General features: G+C 67.2%; 18 protein-coding genes and 1 tRNA gene. All 19 read right to left on the bottom strand.

Annotated elements, in window-relative coordinates:
- Positions 1-87: 87 nt before the first annotated feature.
- The 19 genes from rplL to murG all read right to left on the bottom strand — a co-directional run bounded on the left by rplL (position 88) and on the right by murG (position 20,582).
- Positions 88-465: a 50S ribosomal protein L7/L12 gene (gene rplL, locus N1F91_RS11485; RefSeq protein ID WP_289992284.1), complete on the bottom strand. Its 378-nt coding sequence runs from the start codon at positions 463-465 to the stop codon at positions 88-90.
- Between the two features lie 60 nt (positions 466-525).
- Complete coding sequence (gene rplJ / locus N1F91_RS11480; protein ID WP_289992283.1) at positions 526-1,044, bottom strand: 50S ribosomal protein L10; 519 nt, start codon at positions 1,042-1,044, stop codon at positions 526-528.
- A gap of 373 nt (positions 1,045-1,417) precedes the next feature.
- The gene (gene rplA, locus N1F91_RS11475) at positions 1,418-2,122 is read right to left on the bottom strand and encodes a 50S ribosomal protein L1 (RefSeq protein ID WP_289992281.1); all 705 of its coding nucleotides are present in this window, start codon (positions 2,120-2,122) and stop codon (positions 1,418-1,420) included.
- Positions 2,123-2,126: 4 nt separating this feature from the next.
- Positions 2,127-2,555: a 50S ribosomal protein L11 gene (gene rplK, locus N1F91_RS11470; RefSeq protein ID WP_289992279.1), complete on the bottom strand. Its 429-nt coding sequence runs from the start codon at positions 2,553-2,555 to the stop codon at positions 2,127-2,129.
- 155 nt (positions 2,556-2,710) lie between these two features.
- Positions 2,711-3,238, bottom strand: a complete 528-nt coding sequence (gene nusG / locus N1F91_RS11465; protein ID WP_289992278.1) for a transcription termination/antitermination protein NusG — start codon at positions 3,236-3,238, stop codon at positions 2,711-2,713.
- 27 nt (positions 3,239-3,265) lie between these two features.
- On the bottom strand, positions 3,266-3,469 hold the full coding sequence (gene secE / locus N1F91_RS11460) for a preprotein translocase subunit SecE (protein WP_187972051.1): 204 nt from the start codon (positions 3,467-3,469) through the stop codon (positions 3,266-3,268).
- A gap of 332 nt (positions 3,470-3,801) precedes the next feature.
- A tRNA-Trp gene (locus N1F91_RS11455) sits at positions 3,802-3,877 on the bottom strand.
- Between the two features lie 126 nt (positions 3,878-4,003).
- The gene (gene ligA / locus N1F91_RS11450) at positions 4,004-6,181 is read right to left on the bottom strand and encodes an NAD-dependent DNA ligase LigA (protein ID WP_289992277.1); all 2,178 of its coding nucleotides are present in this window, start codon (positions 6,179-6,181) and stop codon (positions 4,004-4,006) included.
- Between the two features lie 126 nt (positions 6,182-6,307).
- Complete coding sequence (gene recN, locus N1F91_RS11445) at positions 6,308-7,969, bottom strand: DNA repair protein RecN (protein WP_289992276.1); 1,662 nt, start codon at positions 7,967-7,969, stop codon at positions 6,308-6,310.
- 16 nt (positions 7,970-7,985) lie between these two features.
- Positions 7,986-8,843 carry an outer membrane protein assembly factor BamD gene (locus N1F91_RS11440; RefSeq protein ID WP_289992274.1) on the bottom strand — a complete coding sequence of 286 codons (858 nt, stop codon included), beginning with the start codon at positions 8,841-8,843 and terminating at the stop codon, positions 7,986-7,988.
- A gap of 254 nt (positions 8,844-9,097) precedes the next feature.
- A complete protein-coding gene (lpxC, locus tag N1F91_RS11435; protein WP_289992273.1) occupies positions 9,098-10,048 on the bottom strand; it encodes a UDP-3-O-acyl-N-acetylglucosamine deacetylase in 951 nt (316 codons plus the stop codon).
- A gap of 293 nt (positions 10,049-10,341) precedes the next feature.
- Complete coding sequence (gene ftsZ / locus N1F91_RS11430; protein ID WP_289992271.1) at positions 10,342-12,060, bottom strand: cell division protein FtsZ; 1,719 nt, start codon at positions 12,058-12,060, stop codon at positions 10,342-10,344.
- 67 nt (positions 12,061-12,127) lie between these two features.
- Positions 12,128-13,438 (bottom strand): cell division protein FtsA, encoded by a 1,311-nt coding sequence (ftsA, locus tag N1F91_RS11425; protein WP_289992269.1) that lies wholly within the window; start codon positions 13,436-13,438, stop codon positions 12,128-12,130.
- Positions 13,435-14,370, bottom strand: a complete 936-nt coding sequence (locus N1F91_RS11420) for a cell division protein FtsQ/DivIB (RefSeq protein ID WP_289992268.1) — start codon at positions 14,368-14,370, stop codon at positions 13,435-13,437. The genes ftsA and N1F91_RS11420 overlap by 4 nt, the downstream gene beginning before the upstream one ends.
- Positions 14,358-15,284: a D-alanine--D-alanine ligase gene (locus N1F91_RS11415; RefSeq protein ID WP_289992265.1), complete on the bottom strand. Its 927-nt coding sequence runs from the start codon at positions 15,282-15,284 to the stop codon at positions 14,358-14,360. Before N1F91_RS11415 ends, N1F91_RS11420 begins: the two co-directional genes overlap by 13 nt.
- A gap of 251 nt (positions 15,285-15,535) precedes the next feature.
- The gene (locus N1F91_RS11410) at positions 15,536-16,870 is read right to left on the bottom strand and encodes an MBOAT family O-acyltransferase (RefSeq protein ID WP_289992263.1); all 1,335 of its coding nucleotides are present in this window, start codon (positions 16,868-16,870) and stop codon (positions 15,536-15,538) included.
- Positions 16,871-17,077: 207 nt separating this feature from the next.
- Positions 17,078-18,043, bottom strand: a complete 966-nt coding sequence (murB, locus tag N1F91_RS11405; protein WP_289992261.1) for a UDP-N-acetylmuramate dehydrogenase — start codon at positions 18,041-18,043, stop codon at positions 17,078-17,080.
- Positions 18,040-19,443 (bottom strand): UDP-N-acetylmuramate--L-alanine ligase, encoded by a 1,404-nt coding sequence (gene murC / locus N1F91_RS11400; protein ID WP_289992260.1) that lies wholly within the window; start codon positions 19,441-19,443, stop codon positions 18,040-18,042. Before murC ends, murB begins: the two co-directional genes overlap by 4 nt.
- 32 nt (positions 19,444-19,475) lie before the next feature.
- Positions 19,476-20,582: an undecaprenyldiphospho-muramoylpentapeptide beta-N-acetylglucosaminyltransferase gene (murG, locus tag N1F91_RS11395; protein ID WP_289992258.1), complete on the bottom strand. Its 1,107-nt coding sequence runs from the start codon at positions 20,580-20,582 to the stop codon at positions 19,476-19,478.
- Positions 20,583-20,597: the final 15 nt, after the last annotated feature.

The raw sequence follows: 20,597 nt of genomic DNA, 5'->3' as shown, positions 1-20,597 counted from the left end.
AAATGGGTTCCCGGACGCATCCCGACGACAACTCCCCTCGGGCGGGGTCGGCGGACGGGACGGGCCCGTCCGCCTTCACGCAGATGCTTACTTCAGCTCGACCTTGGCGCCGGCTGCTTCCAGCTGTGCCTTGAACTTGTCGGCATCGGCCTTGGACACGGCTTCCTTGACGGGCTTCGGCGCGCCTTCGACCAGATCCTTGGCTTCCTTGAGGCCCAGGCCGGTGATGGCGCGGACTTCCTTGATGACGTTGATCTTCTGAGCGCCGGCTTCCATCAGCACGACGTCGAATTCGGTCTTCTCCTCGACGGGAGCGGCAGCGGCGGCGCCACCACCGGCAGCGGCCACGGCCACCGGAGCGGCGGCGGAAACGCCCCACTTCTCTTCGAGCATCTTCGACAGCTCGGCCGCCTCGAGGACGGTGAGGCTGGAGAGGTCGTCTACGATCTTGGCGAGATCAGCCATTGTTGTGTTCCTTCAGTGAGAATGTGTTCGAACGTGTGTTGGTATGTCCGAGGACCGGCCTCATGCCGCCTCGTCCTTCCGGGCATAGGCGCCGAACACGCGGGCAAGCTGCGCTGCCGGCGCGTTGACGACCTGGGCGATCCGGGTTGCCGGCGTGGAGATCATCCCCACCAGCTTTGCGCGAAGCTCGTCGAGCGACGGGAGCGTCGCAAGCGTCTTCACGCCCTCGACGTCGAGCGAGGTCTCACCCATCGCGCCACCGAGAATGACGAGCTTGTCATTCCCCTTGGCGAACTCGGATGCGATCTTCGGCGCGACGACCGGATCTTCCGCATAGGCGATCAGGGTCTGTCCGATGAACAGATCCTTCATCCCCTCTGACGGCGTGCCCTGAAGAGCGATTCTGGCGAGACGGTTCTTCGCGACTTTGACGGAACCACCTGCTGCGCGCATCTTCGTACGAAGATCGTTCATTTGCGCAACGGTGATGCCGGCATAGTGGGCCACGACCACCGAGCCGGAAGTCTGGAAGACTCCGTTCAGGTCCGTGACGAGTTCGCGTTTTTCCGCTCTGTCCACTGCCTATCTCCAGTTGGCGATCCCTCCCGAGGGAGGAACTGCCGGGTTGCCTTTTGCCGGCCGGGACAATCCGTTAGAATCGCCCGAGCGGCGCTCGAGGATCCTGCCCCCTTTCGCCTCGCCCGCCGGATGGTGATCCGCCGGAGCGCGCTGACAAAAGGCACACACGGTTCGAAACCTTCTCCGAAGCGACGCGTTCGCTTCTTCGTCGGCTCGACCCCGTCTCATGCAGACCCAATCGGATTAAGGACCGGATTGAACCGGCCCGCCTGCAATCTCGGACAGGAGTGCGGGAAGTTACCCTCCCGCAGATCCGGGCCGTTGAGCCCGGAATTCGCTTTGCCGGAGGCGGAACCCGCCTCCCCTGATCGCGTCAGGACGCGACGGTGAGCGTCGCCGGATCGATCTTCAGGCCGGGGCCCATCGTCGAGGACAGCGCCACGCGCTTTACGTAGTTGCCCTTGGCGCCTGCCGGCTTGGCCTTGATCACCGCATCGGCGAAGGCGCGGACGTTCTCGACCAGCTTGTCAATCTCGAACGAGGCCTTGCCGACGCCGCCATGGATGATGCCGGCCTTCTCGACGCGGAACTCGACGGCACCGCCCTTGGAGGCCTTGACGGCAGCGGCGACGTCCATCGTCACGGTGCCGACCTTCGGGTTCGGCATCATGCCGCGCGGGCCGAGCACCTTGCCGAGACGGCCGACGAGCGGCATCATGTCCGGGGTCGCGATGCAGCGGTCGAAGTTGATCTCGCCCTTCTGCACGATCTCCACCAGATCCTCTGCACCGACAATGTCGGCGCCGGCCTTGGTGGCTTCCTCGGCCTTCGCGCCGCGGGCGAACACGGCCACGCGCACGGTGCGGCCGGTGCCGTTCGGCAGGTTGACGACGCCTCGGACCATCTGGTCGGCGTGGCGCGGGTCGACGCCGAGGTTCATCGCGACCTCGATCGTCTCGTCGAACTTTGCCGTGGCGCGCTCCTTGAGCATCTTCAGGGCTTCGGCGAGGTCGTAGGACTTGTTGACGTCGACGCCCTCACGGGACTTGGCGACGCGCTTGGCGAGCTTCTTTGCCATGATCTTACCCCACCACCTCGAGGCCCATCGAACGGGCGGAGCCTTCGACCATGCGCATCGCTGCGTCGACGTCGTTGGCGTTCAGGTCCTTCATCTTCTTCTCGGCGATCTCGCGGATCTTGTCGCGGGAGATCTCGCCGGCCTTGACCTTGCCGGGCTCCTTGGAGCCGGACTGCAGGTTCGCGGCCTTCTTGAGGAAGTAGCTCACCGGCGGCGTCTTCATGACGAAGGTGAACGACTTGTCCTGGTAGTAGGTGATGACCACCGGGGTCGGCTGACCCTTCTCGAGCTCCTGGGTCTGGGCGTTGAACGCCTTGCAGAACTCCATGATGTTGATGCCACGCTGACCGAGCGCCGGGCCGATCGGGGGCGACGGCGTCGCCGATCCCGCTTTGACCTGGAGCTTGAGCTGGCCCACGATCTTCTTAGCCATTTCTCTTCTGCCCTGGTTATGCCGGCTTCATCCGGCGTTGCAGTCGGGTGGTGCGGGTCCGGGGCCGGCTTCAGCCCCCTGTCCCTTCCACCCATTCCAATCGGAGCCGATGGCCCCGCCTCACCCGCCGGCCTTAGCCGGGCGGGGTTATCCGGTCAGCCCTTTTCGACCTGACCGAATTCCAGATCGACCGGGACGGCCCGTCCGAAGATCGACACCTCGACCTTGAGGCGCGACCGCTCCTCGTCCACTTCCTGGACGAAGCCGTTGAACGACGCGAACGGGCCGTCGGAGACGCGCACCTGCTCGCCGATCTCGAAGGTGATCGAGGGCTTGGGTCGCTCCACGCCCTCCTGCACCTGGTGCAGGATGCGGTCGGCCTCGGCGTCGGTGATCGGCACCGGGCGCGAGTCGCCCAGGAAGCCGGTGACCTTCGGCGTGTTCTTGATCAGCGAGAAGACGGCGTCGGAGAGGTTCGCCCGCACGAGCACGTAGCCCGGGAAGAACTTGCGCTCCGAGTCGACCTTGCGGCCGCGGCGGATCTCGACGACCTTCTCGGTCGGGACCACGATCTGCTCGATCTGGTCCGACAGGCCCTTTCGCTTGGCCTGGTGCTCGATGTCCTCGGCGACCTTCTTCTCGAAATTCGAATAGGCGTGGACGATGTACCACCGCGCAGTCATGTCAGGTGCTCTCCTTAGTCGCCGGCGTTATCGACCGATGCCGAGTATCAGCTCGACGCCCAGAGCCATGATCTGGTCCGCGGCGAAGAAGAAGATCGCGGCGATGAACGCGAAGGCCAGAACCATGATGGTGGAGATCAGAGTTTCGCGGCGGGACGGCCACGTGACCTTCGCCGTCTCCTGACGCACCTGCTGAAGGAAGGTGAAGGGATTCGAAGTCTTCGACGCCATCTGCCGCTCTGCTTTCAGGAACCCGTGGACCGGGTCTTCTGGATCGTCCCGCGAAACGGGAAACTTGCCTTATCACGAGGAACAACCACTTTCCGGGGAAGCGATCATCCGCCCATGCAATAAAGGCACGTAAAGCCGATCGTGGCTCCACGCACCGCTTGTCTGGATAGCGCTACATAAAGACGATTCCGTCGGCACGCAAGTGCGGATGTGGAAATTGTTCCCGAGCAGCCGCTCGCTCCGTAGCCCGATCAGGGGCCGCATTGCACAGATCGCTCGTTCCAGGACGTTCCCATGCGCCGGTGACGGCCGTGTGACCGGCTTCCGGGCGCTGGCAGGGGCAGCAGGGCTCGAACCTGCGACCTGCGGTTTTGGAGACCGCCGCTCTACCAACTGAGCTATACCCCTAGGCGCGAGCGGCTACATACACAGTCGTTCGCCCGCGCGCAACGGCGTTTTGTCGTCGAGGCGGGATCGATTCGCCGGTTTCTCCCGCCGCCTTGCACGGCAGGTCGACCAACCGTAGCTCCGCCCCTACCCGCCGACGCGTTCGAACCACGCATCCTCGTCGATCACCTCGATGCCGAGATCGGTCGCCTGCTTGAGCTTCGAGCCGGCGCCCGGGCCGGCCACCACGAGGTCGGTCTTCTTCGACACCGAGCCGGCCACCTTGGCGCCGAACCGCTCCGCCATCGCCTTGGCCTCGTCGCGCGACATCCGCTCCAGCGCACCGGTGAAGACGACGGTCTTGCCCGCCACGGGCGAGGACACGGCGCCCACCGGCTCCTCGTCGAGCGGCGTCGCCCCGGCCGCCAGCAGCGCGTCGACGGCCTCGCGGTTGTGGCCCTCGGCGAAAAAGTCGACCAGCGCTTCCGCCACCACGTCGCCGATGCCGTTGACGCCGACGATCTCGCGCCAGTCCTCGTTGCCCGGATCGCCCTTGCCCTGCGGCGGCACCGCCCTCTCGGCCGCCTCCCGCAGCCGGGCAAAGGACAGGAAATGCCGCGCCAGCCGCTTGGCGTTGGTTTCGCCGATGTGGCGGATGCCGAGCGCGAAGAGGAAGCGCGACAGCGCCACCTGCCGCCGCTCGTCGATGGCCGCGAAGAGCTTGCGCACCGATACCTCGCCGAAGCCCTCCACCTTGTCGAGCCGCTGCAGCGAGCCGTCCAGCGTGTCGGGAAGCGCCTCCTGGCGCGTCCTGAGCGTGAAGATGTCGGCGGGCGTGGCGATTCGCTGCGCCGGCTTGTCGGTGGTGAAGAAGAACTCGATCTGCTTTTCGCCCAGCCCCTCGATGTCCATGGCGTTGCGCGACACGAAGTGGCGCAGCCGCTCCATCGCCTGCGCCGGGCACACCAGCCCGCCGCTGCAGCGCCACACCGCCTCGTCCTCCTCGCGCACCGCGTGGCTGCCGCAGACCGGGCAGCTGTGCGGAAACACATAGGGCGTCGGCCCGCGCGGTCTGTCCGTCACCACGTCGAGGATCTGCGGGATGACGTCGCCGGCGCGCTGCACGACCACCGTGTCGCCCTCGCGGATGTCATGTCCCTCCGGGCGGATCCGCTCGCCGGAATTGCCGATCCCCTGGATGTAGTCCTCGTTGTGCAGCGTGGCGTTGGTGACGACCACGCCGCCGACCGTCACCGGCGAAAGCCGCGCCACCGGCGTCATCGCCCCGGTGCGGCCGACCTGGATGTCGATCCGCTCCACCACCGTCGTCGCCTTCTCGGCCGGAAACTTGTGCGCGGTGGCCCAGCGCGGCGAGCGCGAGCGGAAACCGAGCCGCTCCTGCAGGTCGAGCCGGTCGACCTTGTAGACTACCCCGTCGATGTCGTAGGGCAGCGCCGCCCGCCCGGCCTCGATCGCACGGTAGTGGGCGATCATCTCGTCCAGCGAGGCGCAGCGAACCATCAGATCGTTGGTCTGGAAGCCCCAGTCGCGGAAGGCCTGGACGGCGTCGAACTGCGTCCCCGCCAGCGGCGCGCTCGTCTCGCCCCAGGCATAGGCGAAGAACTTCAGCGGCCGCGACTTCGTCACCTCCGGGTTCTTCTGGCGCAGGCTGCCGGCGGCCGAGTTGCGGGGGTTGGCGAAGGCCGGCTGGCCGTTCTCGGCCATGCGGGCGTTCAGCGCCATGAAGTCGTCGCGGCGCATGTAGACCTCGCCCCGCACCTCGATCACGTCGGGAACGCCGGCCGGCAGTTCGTCCGGGATCTCGTCGATGGTGCGGATGTTGGCCGTGACGTTCTCGCCCGTCGTGCCGTCGCCGCGGGTGGCCGCCGTCACCAGCCGCCCCTTCTCGTAGCGCAGCGACATCGACAGTCCGTCGATCTTCGGTTCGGCGGTGAAGACGAGTTCGGCTTCCGCTGACAGCGACAGGAAGCGCCGCACGGAGCCGACGAAATCCGCCACGTCCGCGTCGGAGAACACGTTGTCGAGTGACAGCATGGGCTTGGCATGCCGCACCTCGGAGAAGGTGCCGGAGGGCGCAGCGCCAACGCTGCGCGTCGGCGACGCCGCACTCGCCAGCTCCGGATAGGCCTCCTCCAGCGCCAGCAGGCGGCGGCGCAGCGCGTCGTATTCCGCGTCGGTAATCTCCGGCGCATCCTTGCCGTGGTAGAGTTCATCGTGGCGCGCCACCTCCGCCGCCAGCCGCTTCGATTCGTCGGCCGCCTCCTCGAGCGTCAGTGTCTCGACCGGCTTGGCGGAAAGGGTCATGGCGAGGTTTCCGGATTGTCTGCGAACGGCCGACTCTAGGCAGCCGCGAGCCGAGGGTTCAAGAGGGACGGCGGCGAAGCTGACGTCTCATGACGGCGCCTCGCGCGGCGAGGCGGACGAAGTCCCCTACTCCGTCTCGGCCAGAAGCCGCCCCGCGGCCGCGCGTGCCTCGTCGGTGATGGTGGCACCCGCGAGCATGCGGGCGATCTCTTCCTGGCGGGCCGGACGCGGCAGCTGAGCGACCCCGGTCGACACGCGGTCCGCGCCGGACTTCGAGATCAGGAAATGCGTCGCGGCGCGCGCGGCCACCTGCGGCGCGTGCGTGACCGACAGGACCTGCACGCGTTCCGCCAGCCTAGCCAGCCGCGCGCCGATCGCATCGGCCACTGCGCCGCCCACACCGGTGTCGATCTCGTCGAAGACGAGCGTCGGCGCCGAGCCGCGGTCGGCCAGGGCCACCTTGAGCGCCAGGAGGAAGCGCGACAGCTCGCCGCCGGAAGCGATCTTCGCCATCGGCCCCGGCCGCGATCCCGGATTGGTCCGCACCCAGAACTCGACCTGGTCGATCCCCTCCTCCCGCCGGTCGTCCGGTTCGGAGGCGATCTCGACGAGGAAGGCCGCGCGCTCGAGCTTCAGCGCCGGCAGTTCGGCCATCACCGCGCCGGCCAGCGCCTCGGCCGCATCCCGCCGCAACGCCGAAAGCCGCCGGGCTGCCGCGTCATAGGCGGCTCGGGTCTCCAGCGCAGCCTTCTCCAGCCCGCCCAGCCGCTCCTCGCCCGCGTCGAGATCGGCGAGGTCGGCCGTCATGCGGTCGCGCAGGACGGGCAGCGCGTCGACGGCGACATTGTGCTTGCGGGCGGCAGCGCGCAGCGCAAACAGCCGCTCTTCGGTCTGCTCCAGCACGCGCGGATCATATTCCGAGGCGCGCATGGCGGCGTCGATCCCGGTCTGCGCGGCGTCGAGCGACATGAGTGCCTCGTCGAGCGACTTCACCACGTCGTCGAGCATGCCCGGCACTTCCTGTGCCTTCCGCTCGAGGCGGCGCAACAGGCTGGCGAGCACCGGCACCGGCGACTGGTTGCCCGAAAACACCTCCTGCGCCTCGCCGATGTCGGAGGCGATCTTCTCCGCCTTCATCATCTGGGCGCGCACGCCGGCCAGATCGGTCTCCTCGCCCTCGCGCGGGTCGAGCTTGCGCAATTCCTCGACGGAAGCGCGAAGATAGTCGGCCTCGCGCGCGGCCGCCTCGACGCGGGCGCGATGCCGGGCGAGTTCCTGCTCGGCCTGCCGCCAGCCCCCGAAGGCCTTTCGGACGGAAACCACGTCCGCGCCGTGACCGCCAAACTGGTCGAGAACATCGCGATGCGCGTCCGCGTCCACCAGCGCGCGCTCGTCGTGCTGGCCGTGGATCTCCACGAGCGCCCGGCCGATGTCGCGCATCAGCGCAACGCTGGCCGGCCGATCGTTGACGAAGACGCGCGAGCGGCCGTCGGCGTTCTGGACACGGCGAAGCAGGATGTCGCCCTCGTCCTCGATGGCGTTGTCGGCGATCAGGCGGCGGGCGGGATGGTCGAGCGGCACGTCGAAGACGGCCGTGACCTGGCCCTGTGCCGATCCGTGTCTGACGAGCGAGGCATCGCCGCGCCCGCCGAGTGCGAGCGACAGCGCGTCGAGAAGGATGGACTTGCCGGCACCCGTCTCGCCGGTCAGCACCGACAGGCCGCGCGCGAACTCGATGTCCAGCTTTTCGATCAGGACGATATCGCGGATCGACAGTTGGACGAGCATGCGCGTTCCGCGCCGGTCAGCTGCCGACCAGCATGGCTCCGGCCTTCGAGATCCACGAGCCGCGGTTCTCGCGCGGCTCGAGGCCGCCCGTCTGCAGCAGCTTGTAGGAATCGCGGTACCAAGGGCTGTCGGGGTAATTGTGGCCGAGCACGGCGGCCGCCGTCTGCGCTTCCGACACCAGCCCCATGGCGTAGTAGGTCTCGGTCAGGCGGGCCAGCGCCTCCTCCACGTGCCGCGTGTCGGAGTAGACCTCGACGACATAGCGGAAGCGCTTCACCGAGGCGATGTACTCGCGGCGCTCGAGATAATAGCGGCCGATCTGCATTTCCTTGCCGGCCAGCTGGTCGCGGCCGAAGCGCTTCTTGGCCTTGGCGTCCTCGACATACTGCGAATCGGGCCAGCGCGTGATCACCTCGTCCATCGCCTCGACGGTGCGGCGCGCTTCCTTCTGGTCCTGCGTCACGTCGCGGATCTGGCGGAACCAGCTGAGGCCGACGATGTACTGCGCATAGGCCGCATCGGGATGCGACGGATAGAGATTGACGAAGCGGGAGGCGTTCGCGATCGAATCCTCGTAATTCCCCTGCCGGTACTGGGCGAAGGCGGTCATCACCAGCGCCTTGCGCGCGAACTCCGAATAGGGGTGCTGCCGGTCGATCGCCTGGAACTTGGCCACGGCCTCCTTCAGGCGCCCGGCCTCGAGGTTGGCGAGACCCTGGTTGTACAGGGCGTCCGCGGGCTCCACGTCCTCGACATAGCTCGTCAGGTCGAGGTCCTTCTCGGACATGCAGCCCGACACCAGCAGGCTCACCGCCACCATCGGCGCCGCGAGCAGTGTCAATCGTGCCGGTCCGGCAGTCCGCTTGGAGATCATCGTTCGCTCAATTCCCTCTGGCGCGAGCGCAAGCCGGCACCCGTGGCCATAAATCATACCCGTCCCCGGGGAACAACGCTATCGCCGTTCTTTCGCGCTTTTTTGTGGCACGGCGACCCCGGCCCGGTCACATTTGCCGTTGCTGGGCCCGTCGCACACGCCCGGAACGCGGACCGCTTCCGATCATCGCAGGACGATCGTGCTGGCGAAAGGAGAGGCAAAGCGTCAGGCGAAAATCGGGCGGCGCGAGCCGCTCAGAGCGCCCAGGGAGCGAAAACCGGCGCGTTGACGGCGATCAGCTCGGCGGCACGGCCGCGCTCGCGGCGGGTCGTCTCGACGATCTCGAAGGCGCTGCGGTCGGAGAGAAGGCGGCGAAGCGCCGTCGCGTTCAGCTTGTGGCCGCCGCGATAGGAGCGGAAGCAGCCGATGAAGCGGGCACCGGCAAGCGCAAGGTCGCCCATCGCGTCCAGCGTCTTGTGGCGCACGAACTCGTCCTCGTAGCGCAGGCCTTCCAGATTGATCACGCGGTCGTCGTCGCCGATGACGACGGAATTCTCCAGCGACGAACCGAGCGCGTAGCCCGCAGCCCAAAGCCGCTCCACGTCCTTCATGAAGCCGAAGGTGCGGGCCCGGGCGATATCGCGCTTGAAGGCCTCCGCCGTGATGTCACCGGCATAGAGCTGGCGGCCGATCGAAGGCGATTCGAAATCGATCTCCACCTCGAAGCGTGTGCCGGTATAGGGCAGGAACTCCGCCCAGGAGCCGCCCTTCTCGATGCGGATCGGCTTGATGACCCGGATGTAGCGGCGCTTGGAGGCGAGCTGGCGCAGCCCGGCCTGCTCGATGGCCTCGACGAAGAGCTCGCTCGATCCGTCGAGGATCGGCACTTCCGACCCGTCGATGTCGATGCTGACATTGTCCACGCCGAGCGCAAACAGCGCGGCCATCAGATGCTCGACGGTGGCGACGTGCACGCCATCGGTGTCGCCGAGCACGGTGCAGAGGTCGGTCCCGCCGATCTCCGAGACAAGGCCCCGGATCTCGCGGCAATCGTCGCCGTCCGTGCTGCAATTGAAGATGACGCCGGTATCGGCATCCGCGGGATTGAGATGAAGGGTGACCGGCTTGCCGCTATGGACGCCGACGCCCGAAAGGGTGGCACGCGAGTTGAGGGTCGTCTGATAGTCGTGCAACTCTATCCCCATGATCCCGCCCCGTTCAGGACCGCTTGTGCCGATCGGCTGCGGTTCTTGTCTCGCAAGGTTACGAGCGACCGGTATCCCCAAACCCACACGCCGGAAGCTCTCGATTGGTCGCGAAGATAAAGATGCCGCAGGGAGTCGCCAAATCACGGTTTCTTACCTTCTGTTACGCCAATCCAGGTTGAACTTCCGGGTGCAAAGCTATGATTTCAAAAGGCTCTATAAAAAAACGGAACGGCTGGTTCACAGCCGTTCCGCTCATTTGTTAGCGCATCGTCAACGGACGCCCGCGAAGGTCAGTTCGCCTGGCGGCGAAGGAACGCGGGAATCTCCAGCTGATCGTCATCGCTGACGGCCCGCTGAGCCGGAACGAGGCGACCATGATCGTCCAGCTGGCCCCGGCGCGGTGCGTAGAGCTGGGCGTCGGGACCCGACAGGCGGCGTGATTCGGCCTGCGGCTGCACGAACTGCGGCTCGCGCGGCGCTGCCGGCTTCGGGCGGGCGACATCCTCGTCGCGCCGCGACGACAGACCGGCCGTCAGGCGCTTCAGGAGCCCGCTCATCGGCCCACGGTCCTCGACCGGCTCGGCAGCAGCAGCTGCTGCCGCCGCCGCGGCGGCGCGGGCGTTCTGCTGCGCGTCCATCTCCGCCTTCACCAGCGGCGGGAAGTCCTCGACGCGCGGCATGCGCGGCTGCTGCATGACCGGCTCCGGCCGCTGCACCGGCGCCTGGGCGGCCGGCTGCATCATCGGCCGCGGCTGCGGCTGCGGCTCGGGGGCCGGGGCGCGGAACAAGCGGTTCTGCGGCATGAAGTCGTCGGCCGGCGCGGCGGGGCGCAGGCTGGTGCGCTCGGCCTCGCGGATCGCCTCCGACACCGGATCGCTGTCCATCGCCTGCTGCGCTGCCGGTGCCTCGTAGTGCTGCTGCACGGGCGCCGGCGCGGGCGCCGCCGCCACGGGAACCGGGCGGATCTCGGCCTGCTGAACCGGCCGCGGCTGCGGCTTCGGCACCTGGCGGATCTCGATCGGCGCGGCCGAAATCTCGTGCGCCTTCTTGTCGATGCCGGTGGCGACCACCGACACGCGGATCACGCCTTCCAGGTCCTCGTCGAAGGTCGCGCCCAGGATGATGTTGGCGTCCTGGTCCACTTCCTCGCGGATGCGGGTCGCGGCCTCGTCGACCTCGAACAGGGTCAGGTCACGGCCGCCGGTGATCGAGATCAGCAGCCCGCGCGCGCCCTTCATCGACGATTCGTCGAGCAGCGGGTTGGCGATCGCCGCCTCGGCAGCGGCCATCGCGCGGCCCTCGCCGGAAGCCTCGCCGGTGCCCATCATCGCCTTGCCCATCTCGCGCATCACCGAGCGGACGTCGGCGAAGTCGAGGTTGATCAGGCCTTCCTTGACCATCAGGTCGGTGATGCAGGCGACGCCCGAATAGAGCACCTGGTCGGCCATCGAGAAGGCGTCGGCGAAGGTGGTCTTGTCGTTGGCGATCCGGAACAGGTTCTGGTTCGGGATGACGATCAGCGTGTCGACGTTCTTCTGCAGCTCCTCGATGCCGATGTCGGCCGTCTTCATCCGGCGCTGGCCCTCGAAGTGGAACGGCTTGGTGACGACGCCGACGGTGAGGATGCCCTTCTCGCGCGCCGCACGCGCCACGACCGGGGCCGCGCCGGTACCCGTGCCGCCGCCCATGCCGGCGGTGACGAAGCACATATGCGTGCCGGCCAGGTGGTCGACGATCTCGTCGATGCACTCTTCGGCGGCCGCGCGTCCGACCTCGGGCTGCGACCCCGCGCCCAGGCCTTCCGTCACGTGCGCGCCGAGCTGGATCAGGCGCTCGGCCCGCGACATCGTCAGCGCCTGCGCATCGGTGTTCGCGACCACGAACTCGACGCCGCGCAGGCCCGCATTGATCATGTTGTTGACCGCATTGCCGCCGCCGCCGCCGACGCCGAAGACCGTGATGCGCGGCTTGAGCTCGGTGATGTCCGGCTTCTGAAGATTGATCGTCATGTCCTCGTCCTTTTCGCCTTGTCTTGCCGCAACGCCGCCGCGGCCGCCTGGGGCAAGCCCCTCGATTCTAGAAACTGTCTTTCAACCACTGTCCCACGCGCTCCAGTCGTCCCCCGGTTCCGGTGGAGCGCATACGCAGGAAACCCGTCACGCGGCCGCTTTCGAAGGAGGCGACCTGCGGATAGATCATTAGACCCACCGCCGAAGAGAAGGCTGGCCCCTTGGCCGCTTCGGGTAGTCCGGCAACCCCCAGCGGCCGTCCGACACGCACGTTGCGGCCGAGAATGCGGCGGGCAGCATCCGGCAGTCCCGACAGCTGGCTGGCCCCGCCCGTCAAAACCACACGCTTGCCCACCGTCGGGCCGAAGCCAGACTGGGCGAGCCGGTCGCGCACCAGTTCCAGCGTCTCCTCGACGCGGGCGCGGATGATGCGCGTCATGACCGAGCGCGGCACCTGCAGCGGCATGTCGCCCTCCTCGGCGCCCACCGGCGGAACGTTGACGACGTCGCGATCGTCGGCGCCCGTCGGCAATGCCGAACCGTGCATCACCTTGAAGCGCTCTGCGGTCTCGACGCTCGACGACAGTCCGCGGGCGAGATCGAGGGTGACGTGGATGCCGCCCACCGGAAGCGAATCGGCATGGATGAACTTGCCTTCGGAGAAGACGGAGATCGTCGTGGTTCCGCCGCCGAGATCGATGCAGGCAGCGCCCAGTTCCGCCTCGTCGTCGACCAGTGCCGCGAGCCCGCTCGCGTAGGGCGTCGCCACCATGCGCTCGACCGACAGGTGCGACCGGTTGATGCAGAGCTCCATGTTGCGGATCGGCGCGGCGTCGCCGGTCAGCACGTGCATGTCGACGCCGAGCGTCTCGCCCAGCATGCCGCGCGGGTCGCGGATGCCCCTTTCGCCGTCGAGCGAAAAGCCCGTGGCCAGCGAATGCACCAGCTCGCGCTCCACCTGCAGCGCCTGCTTGGCGCCCGCAGCCAGCACCTTGGTGATGTCGGAGGCATCCACCTCGTGGCCGCCGAGATTGACGGTCGCGGTCGAGATCTGGCTCTTCAGCCGACCGGCCGACAGGTTGACGATCAAAGAATCGACCGTCAGTCCCGCCATCCGCTCCGCCGCGTCCACCGCCAGCCGGATCGCCTGTTCGGCGCGATCGAGATCGACGATCATGCCGGACTTCACGCCCTGCGACTTCTGATGGCCGATGCCGATGACGCGCACCTGGTGCGTGCGGCCGCGCAGCGACTCGCCCGGCTCGATCGGCTTCAGTTTGCCGATGATGCAGCAGATCTTGCTCGACCCGATGTCGAGGACCGTCACGATGCCGGAGCGTCGCGACGTGTTGGAGACGTTTCCACCAAGCCAGCTCATGTGCGCCGTCCCGCTGCCTTCTCGGCCTTCTGCATGGCCTTCACGTCGGCCTCCCGCTGCTTCAGCCCTTCCGGCGTCAACTGGACGACCAGCCGGTCCGAAAGCCGCAGGTCCACGGCCGCGATGTCGCGCGACAGCAGGGAATCGCTCTCCTCGACCGACATCAGCCAGTCGAGCGCCTTGGCCTCGCCCGTCTCCGGCAGCTTCAGCACGACGCCGTTGTCGAGCCGCAGGTCCCAGCGCCGATCGGCGATGCGCACGTAGCCGCGCACGCGCCGGGCCAGCGTGGGATGATCGGCCACGAGCGAGACGATGCCGCCCGCACGCTGGGCAGCGCCCTCGCCGACGACCAGCGGCAGCGACGCGAAACGCTCGCTGGTGAAGGGAACGATCGGCGCGCCCGAGCGCTCGACCAGCGAAAGCTCGCCGTCGTGCTGCCAGATCGCAAAGGGCTGTTTCTCGACGAGCGATATCTCGAGGGTGGTCGGGTAGACCTTGCGCACGGTGGCACTCTCGACCCAGGGCAGCGCCACGACGCGCTCGCGCACCTCGTCGGCGCCAAGACCGATCAGCGAGGTCCAGCCGTCGAGGGAAAGAACCTGCAGGACGTCGATGTCGGAGACCTCGCGATTTCCCGACACGCGCACGTCGTCGACCGCAAAGCCGCTGTGGGCGGTGAAACTCTGCACCACCTGCGGATAGTGCCCGCCGAGCGCCATGCCGTAGAGGGCGGTGGCGGCAAACAGGCCGCCGGCCAGCATCAGGCCGGCGAAGCGCGGCGCCTCGACCTCTCCCGAGGTCAGCCGGCCGAGCAGGCGGGCAGGCCGCCGCAGGTAGCGCGGCAACACGCCCGTGCCGGACCGTGCAGAGGCCGTGCCGGACGACCGCGCGAGCGGCGCCTGCAGATCCCGTCCGGTTCTCAGCGCAAACACGAAGCGTCCTCCACCATCCAACTCAAGAGTTCACCAAATCGATGGCCGGCATGTGCGGCGATCTCGGGCACCAGCGATGTCGGCGTCATCCCGGGCTGCGTGTTGATTTCCAGCCAGATCACCTCTCCGTTTTCGGAGAAGCGGTCGTCATATCGGAAATCGGATCGACTCACGCCGCGACAGCCCATGGCTTGATGCGCCTTGAGAGACAGTGTCTGTATTTTTTGGTAAATATTCGGTGAAATTTTTGCCGGGCATTCGTGTTTTGAACCGCCGGCGGCATACTTTGCATCATAGTCGTAGAAGGCGTGGCCGAGCGGCACGATCTCGGTCACGCCGAGCGCAACGTCACCCATCACGGCGCATGTCAGCTCACGCCCGTGCACGAATCGCTCGACCATGACGACGTCGCCGTATTTCCAGTCCGTGGAGCCGATGACCTGCGGCGGATTGGCCTGCCCCTCCTTCACGATCACCACGCCGAAGCTGGATCCCTCCCGCACCGGCTTGACCACGTAGGGCGGCTTCATCGGATGCTCGTGGCCGATGTCGAAGCGGTTCATCACCCGTGATTCGGCGACCGGAATCCCAGCGGCACGCGCGACCTTCTTGGCCCGCTCCTTGTCCATGGAGAGCGCGGAGGCCAGCACGCCGGAATGGGTGTAGGGAATTTCCAGATATTCGAGCACGCCCTGGATCGTGCCGTCCTCGCCGAAGGGGCCGTGCAGCGCATTGAAGGCAACCTCGGGGCGCAGCCGCGAGAGGACCTCCACCACGTCGCGACCGACGTCCACCCGGGTGACGGGATATCCCTCGGCCTCGAGCGCATCTGCGCAGGCGTTTCCGGAGGAGAGCGACACGGGCCGTTCGGACGAGAACCCTCCCATCAGAACGGCTACATGCTTCTTCGACATACCCCCGACTTTCCCTCTCTCGCGGGCCGCACAAAAGCGAATCCCGGCATGAATCGTGCCGTTCCGGGGAACGGGACCCCAGAAGGTACGCGACCGACGCGTGCACGAATCAAACCCGGAAACGCTGTAGCACCATAGGAATCAGAGGATGAATAGCGTGGCAACCCCTGAACGTCCGGAGCTTACGCCAAGTTGAATATGCCCGGGATCCGCATCCGATTCCGAGCGCTGCCGGACAGCCCTCGGAGGCGCTAGAATCCGAACATGCGGGGCAGGATCAGTCCGCCGCCGAAGAAGTGATCGTGGATGAAGACCACCGAGAAGACGTTGGTGTGGAACACGAACACCATGCCGGCGATGGCCGACGGCCAGGAGTTGTAGAGCCGGTAGCGCCTGCCGATCGCATGGATCCTGTCGCCACGCGCCTCGTGCCGCTTCCAGAAGGCGTGCCACCCCGTCGTGAGCTCGATCAGCACGATCTGCAGGACCGGAAAGGCGAGCGCGGCGCTCAGCGACGGGAAATGCCAGAATCCGCTGTAGGCGAAGACGCAGAAGAAGCCGAGCCGCGCCTTGCGCAGGCCGCCCACGGGAAAGAACACCTCCTCGCGCAGGAAGACGCCGGCCTGGATGTGCCAGCGCCGCCAGAATTCGAGGATGTCGCGCGAGAACAGCGGCCAGTTCGAGTTCTCCGGTACCCGGATTCCCATCAGCAGGTTCATGCCGATGACGCCGTCGCTGAGCGCGGAGATGAAGATCATGATGCGCAGCATGAACAGGTAGAGCATCAGCCACAGATGCCCGGGATCGGCTGTTCCCGCATTGGCGAAGAGCGCGTCCGCGAAGGGACCGAAATAGCCGTTGGGATAGAAATGGTCGAGGTTGAACAAATGGAAGACCACCAGGAACTTCGCGACGCCGATGAGGATGCGCAGCCAGCCCCTGAGCTGGTTCCCCACCGTCTGCCGCTCTTTGCAGCTGTCCACCTCGCCGCTGAACTGCTTGAACTTCTGGTAGGGGCCGAACCAGAAGGACGGGAAGTGCACGATGAAGTGCACGAACCGGACGAAGGCCCCCGGCTCGTACAGGTCGACCCGGCTCTTGCTGGCCAGGTGGATGTAGTGCAGTGACCGGAAGACGACAAAGGCCGGCCCCCAGAAGAGGACCAGTTCGCCCACCGTCATGAAGCCTTCGAACGTCGGAAGGATGGTGAAGAACAGCGGTGCGTAGAAGGCGTTCACCACCACCCACCCGGCCAGCAGCGGCAGGCCGGCGCCACCCCGGTGCAGCGCCCATCGCTGCAGCACCCGCGCCAGGACGAAAACCAGGACGCAGGCGGCGAGGAGCAGCGTCGTGAAGATCAGCCCGGTCATCACGAGCAGGCAAGCCAGGCTGAGCGCGATCAGCCCTGCACGGACATCCTGCTGCCGACAGAAATAGACCACGGCGACGCCGAGCACGCCGAGATTGAGGGCGAATGGCGTGCGCGCCAGTTCCAGCAGCGGGATCTTGTTGATCCGGATCGCCTGTATGAAATCGAGGGCGAAGACGCCGTGCAGGAGACTGTCCAGGATACCGTTCCGATCCATCCAAGCGGCGGAGGGAGCATGCCGGGTGCGCTCGGCTGAGCCGTCCCCCCGAGCGAGCCCCCCACCCGCCCCCATTCAACTCAGCGCGTCAGCTGACCGCGTCCCGGCGCGATCCGACTTCGCCTTGCGACCCAGAAATATGTCCGCATCGGCCGCCGGCCCCGTCCCGCCATGGTCCAGATAAGCCCGGACCGGCAGCCTGCACCGTCAGAGAAGCTGCCCCAGATAGGGCTGGACTTCGTGACCGGGCCGGAACTCGCCGATCCGCTTGATTTCCCATTCGAGCCGGATGCCGGATGTCTCCAGCACCCGCGCCCGCACCGTCTCGCCCAGATACTCGAGATCATAGCCGGTGGCGTTGCCGGTGTTTATCATGAAGTTGCAGTGCATCGGCGAGATCTGCGCCCCGCCGATCATCAGGCCGCGGCATCCGGCCTTGTCGATCTCCTTCCAGGCAGACGTGCCCGGCGGGTTCTTGAAGGTCGAGCCGCCCGTCTTCTCGCGGATCGGCTGCACCGTCTCGCGGTGGTGCTGGACCTCGTCCATCGCCTTGCGGATCGCGTCGCGGTCTGCCGGCAATCCCTCGAAGATCGCGGAGGTGAAGATCAGATCCTTCGGCGCCGCCGAGTGACGGTAGGCATAGCCCATCGCGGCATTGTCGAGAACGTGCAGCTTGCCGCCGCGGTCGAGTGCCCTCACCTCGACCACGCGCTCGCGCGTCTCGACGCCGTTCGCCCCGGCATTCATGCGCAGCGCGCCGCCGATCGAGCCGGGAATACCGTGGTAGAAGTGGAAGCCGCCGATCCCGGCATCGAGCGCCACCTGCGCCACGCGCTTGTCCGGCGTCGAGGCGCCGGCCCGGATCCGCGTCGGCGCGATCGCTTCCGCCTCGCCGAAACCCCTGGCCGAGAGACGCACCACGAAGCCGCGGATGCCGCCCTCGCGCACGAGCAGGTTGGAGCCGATGCCGACGACCGTCAGCGGCACCTCGTTCGGCACCGCCCTCAGGAAAGCGGCCAGATCGTCCTCGTCGGCCGGGTGGAAGAGGACGTCGGCCGTGCCGCCCGCCCGGAACCACGTGATCTTGTCCATCGCCGCGTCGGGCGTCAGACGTCCGCGCAGGCCAGACAGCCGGTCGCTAAACCGGTCGAGAAGCTCCGCGCCGCCCCTCATGTCCCCGCCTCGAGGTTCTTGGGCAGCTGGTAGGCCCACTGCGTGATGTTGCCGGCGCCGAGGAAGACGACGAAGTCGCCCGCCTTCGCCATGTCCCGGATGGCCGGGGCGATCGCCTCCGGGCCGGCGATGAAGCGCGCATCGCGATGCCCGCCCGACCGGATGCGCGAGACGAGCGCTTCCGACGTGATGCCCTCGATCGGCTCCTCGCCCGCGGTGTAGACGGGCGCGATCATCACCGTATCGGCCTCGTTGAAGCAGGACGAGAAGTCGTCGAACAGGTCGCGCAGCCGGGTGAAGCGGTGCGGCTGCGCGATCGCGATGACGCGGCCGGGCGCAGATTCGCGTGCGGCCCGCAGCACCGCCTTGATCTCGACGGGATGGTGCCCGTAGTCGTCGAAGACGCGCACGCCGTTCCACTCGCCCGTCGGCGTGAAGCGGCGCTTGACGCCGCTGAAGCCCAGGAGCCCCTTTCGGATGGCGTCCGCCGAGATACCCAGTTCGTGTGCGACGGCGATGGCGGCCGTCGCGTTCGAGACGTTGTGGTGGCCGGGCATCGGCAGCCTCAGACCCTCGATCTCGGCCACGGCGCCCGTCTTGCGGTCCCGGATGGTCACGTCGAACCGGCAGCCGCTGGCATCGGTCTCGATGTTGCGGAAGCGCACCGCCGCCTGCGGATTGCCGCCATAGGTGACGACGCGGCGGTCCTCGATGCGTGAAACCAGCGCCTGCACCTCGGGATGATCGATGCACATCACGCCGAAGCCGTAGAACGGCACGTTCTCGACGAACTGGCGGAAGGCCTCGCGCACCTTGTCGAAGCTGCCGTAGTGGTCGAGGTGCTCGGGGTCGATGTTGGTGACGACCGCGATTTCGGCAGGCAGTTTCAGGAACGTGCCGTCGCTCTCGTCGGCCTCCACCACCATCCAGTCGCCCGCACCCATCCGCGCATTGGTGCCGTAGGCGTTGATGATGCCGCCATTGATCACGGTCGGGTCGAGCCCGCCGGCGTCGAGCAGTGCCGCCACCATGGAGGTGGTCGTGGTCTTGCCATGCGTCCCGCCGATCGCCACCGCCTGGCGGAAGCGCATCAGTTCGGCGAGCATTTCCGCCCGTCGCACGATCGGCAGCAGCCGCTCGCGGGCGGCGAGCAGTTCGGGATTCGTCTTGCGGATGGCCGTCGAGACCACCACCACTTCCGAATCGCCGAGGTTCTCCGCCGCATGGCCGACGAAGACCGCGATGCCCTTGTCGCGCAGGCGCTGCACATTGGCGCCGTCGGACTGGTCGGACCCCTGGACCCGATAGCCCAGGCTGTGCAGCGCCTCTGCGATGCCGCTCATGCCGATCCCGCCGATCCCGATGAAATGGACGAGGCCGATCGTCTCCGGCATCTTCATGGCAGTCTCCTGATGTCTTCTTGTTTTGGCGACTATGCTGCGGCGGTCTTGCCCGAGGCAAGCGCTTCCACCAGATCGGCGAGCAGCCGCGCCGCGTTCGGCTTGCCTGTCTTCTGCGCAGCCGACGCCATCGCCGCAAGCCTGTCCGGCTCGGTCATCGCCTTGAGAATGAGTTCGGCTAGCCGTTCGGTGGTCAGCGTCGCCTGGGCATGGACGTCGGCGCCGCCGGCCGAAGCCAGCGCTGCCGCGTTCGCCGCCTGGTCGTGGTCGAGCGCGTGCGGATAGGGCACCAGCAGCGAGGGCCGGCCGATCACCGCGATCTCCGACACCGTCGAGGCGCCGGCACGCGAGATGACGAGGTGGGCCGCCGCCATGCGCTCGGCCATGTCGGTGAAGAACGGCGCGATCTCGGCCTGGATGCCGAGCCCGGCATAGGCCTTGCGCACCGCCTCCTCGTCCTCCGGCCGCGCCTGTTGCGTGATCCGCAGCCGCATGCGCGCATTGTCCGGCAGCGCCGCTATCGCCGGCGGAATAGCCTCCGAGAAGAACTGCGCGCCCTGGCTGCCGCCGAAGACGAGCAGATTGAACCGTGCATCGGGGATGGACGCGAAGTAGGGCGTCCGCGCCGCTTCGATCACTGCCGGGCGCACCGGATTGCCGGTCGCGACCGTTTTCCCGCCTTCGGGCAGGAAGCCGCCGGCGATGGCCGTCACCCGCGCCGCCAGCGCCCTGTTGGCGCGGCCCATCACCGCGTTCTGCTCGTGGATCAGCGTCGGCAGCCCGCGCCGCGTCGCAGCGTAGAGCGGCGGCAGCGTCGGATAGCCGCCGAATCCGACGACCGCCTTCGGCTTCAGCCGGTTGATCAGCTTCGTCGATGCCTGCACGCCCGACCAGATCGTCAGCCCCGCCCGGATGAGCGTCACCGGGTTGCGCGAGCCGATCGTGGCCGACGGCACCGTGTGGATCGCGTCCGCCGGGAAGCGGCCGGCATAGCGCTCGGCCCGCCCGTCGGTGACGAGATGCACGCTCCAGCCGCGCTGCGTCAGTTCGTGTGCCAGCGCCTCGGCGGGAAACACGTGCCCGCCCGTCCCGCCGGCTGCGAGCAGGATGACGCCCTTCGTCGTGTCGCCACTCTCCATCGCGCGCGTCGCCTT

It is taken from the genome of Aquibium sp. ELW1220, from assembly GCF_030398385.1.
Classification (GTDB): Bacteria; Pseudomonadota; Alphaproteobacteria; order Rhizobiales; family Rhizobiaceae; genus Aquibium.
The sequence above is the reverse complement of the archived record's forward strand: the minus strand, read 5'-3'. Positions and strand labels throughout refer to the sequence as shown.

Bases quoted from the DNA above. Each gene is read 5' to 3' on its own strand.
- secE (WP_187972051.1), bottom strand. From the start codon at position 3,469: ATGGCGTCGAAGACTTCGAATCCCTTCACCTTCCTTCAGCAGGTGCGT.
- ligA (WP_289992277.1), bottom strand. From the start codon at position 6,181: ATGACCCTTTCCGCCAAGCCGGTCGAGACACTGACGCTCGAGGAGGCG.
- N1F91_RS11410 (WP_289992263.1), bottom strand. From the start codon at position 16,870: ATGGATCGGAACGGTATCCTGGACAGTCTCCTGCACGGCGTCTTCGCC.
- lpxC (WP_289992273.1), bottom strand. From the start codon at position 10,048: ATGGGGATAGAGTTGCACGACTATCAGACGACCCTCAACTCGCGTGCC.
- N1F91_RS11440 (WP_289992274.1), bottom strand. From the start codon at position 8,843: ATGATCTCCAAGCGGACTGCCGGACCGGCACGATTGACACTGCTCGCG.
- nusG (WP_289992278.1), bottom strand. From the start codon at position 3,238: ATGACTGCGCGGTGGTACATCGTCCACGCCTATTCGAATTTCGAGAAG.
- rplL (WP_289992284.1), bottom strand. From the start codon at position 465: ATGGCTGATCTCGCCAAGATCGTAGACGACCTCTCCAGCCTCACCGTC.
- murG (WP_289992258.1), bottom strand. From the start codon at position 20,582: ATGGAGAGTGGCGACACGACGAAGGGCGTCATCCTGCTCGCAGCCGGC.
- murB (WP_289992261.1), bottom strand. From the start codon at position 18,043: ATGAGGGGCGGCGCGGAGCTTCTCGACCGGTTTAGCGACCGGCTGTCT.
- rplK (WP_289992279.1), bottom strand. From the start codon at position 2,555: ATGGCTAAGAAGATCGTGGGCCAGCTCAAGCTCCAGGTCAAAGCGGGA.
- recN (WP_289992276.1), bottom strand. From the start codon at position 7,969: ATGCTCGTCCAACTGTCGATCCGCGATATCGTCCTGATCGAAAAGCTG.
- ftsA (WP_289992269.1), bottom strand. From the start codon at position 13,438: ATGAGCTGGCTTGGTGGAAACGTCTCCAACACGTCGCGACGCTCCGGC.
- murC (WP_289992260.1), bottom strand. From the start codon at position 19,443: ATGAAGATGCCGGAGACGATCGGCCTCGTCCATTTCATCGGGATCGGC.
- N1F91_RS11415 (WP_289992265.1), bottom strand. From the start codon at position 15,284: ATGTCGAAGAAGCATGTAGCCGTTCTGATGGGAGGGTTCTCGTCCGAA.
- rplA (WP_289992281.1), bottom strand. From the start codon at position 2,122: ATGGCAAAGAAGCTCGCCAAGCGCGTCGCCAAGTCCCGTGAGGGCGTC.
- ftsZ (WP_289992271.1), bottom strand. From the start codon at position 12,060: ATGACGATCAATCTTCAGAAGCCGGACATCACCGAGCTCAAGCCGCGC.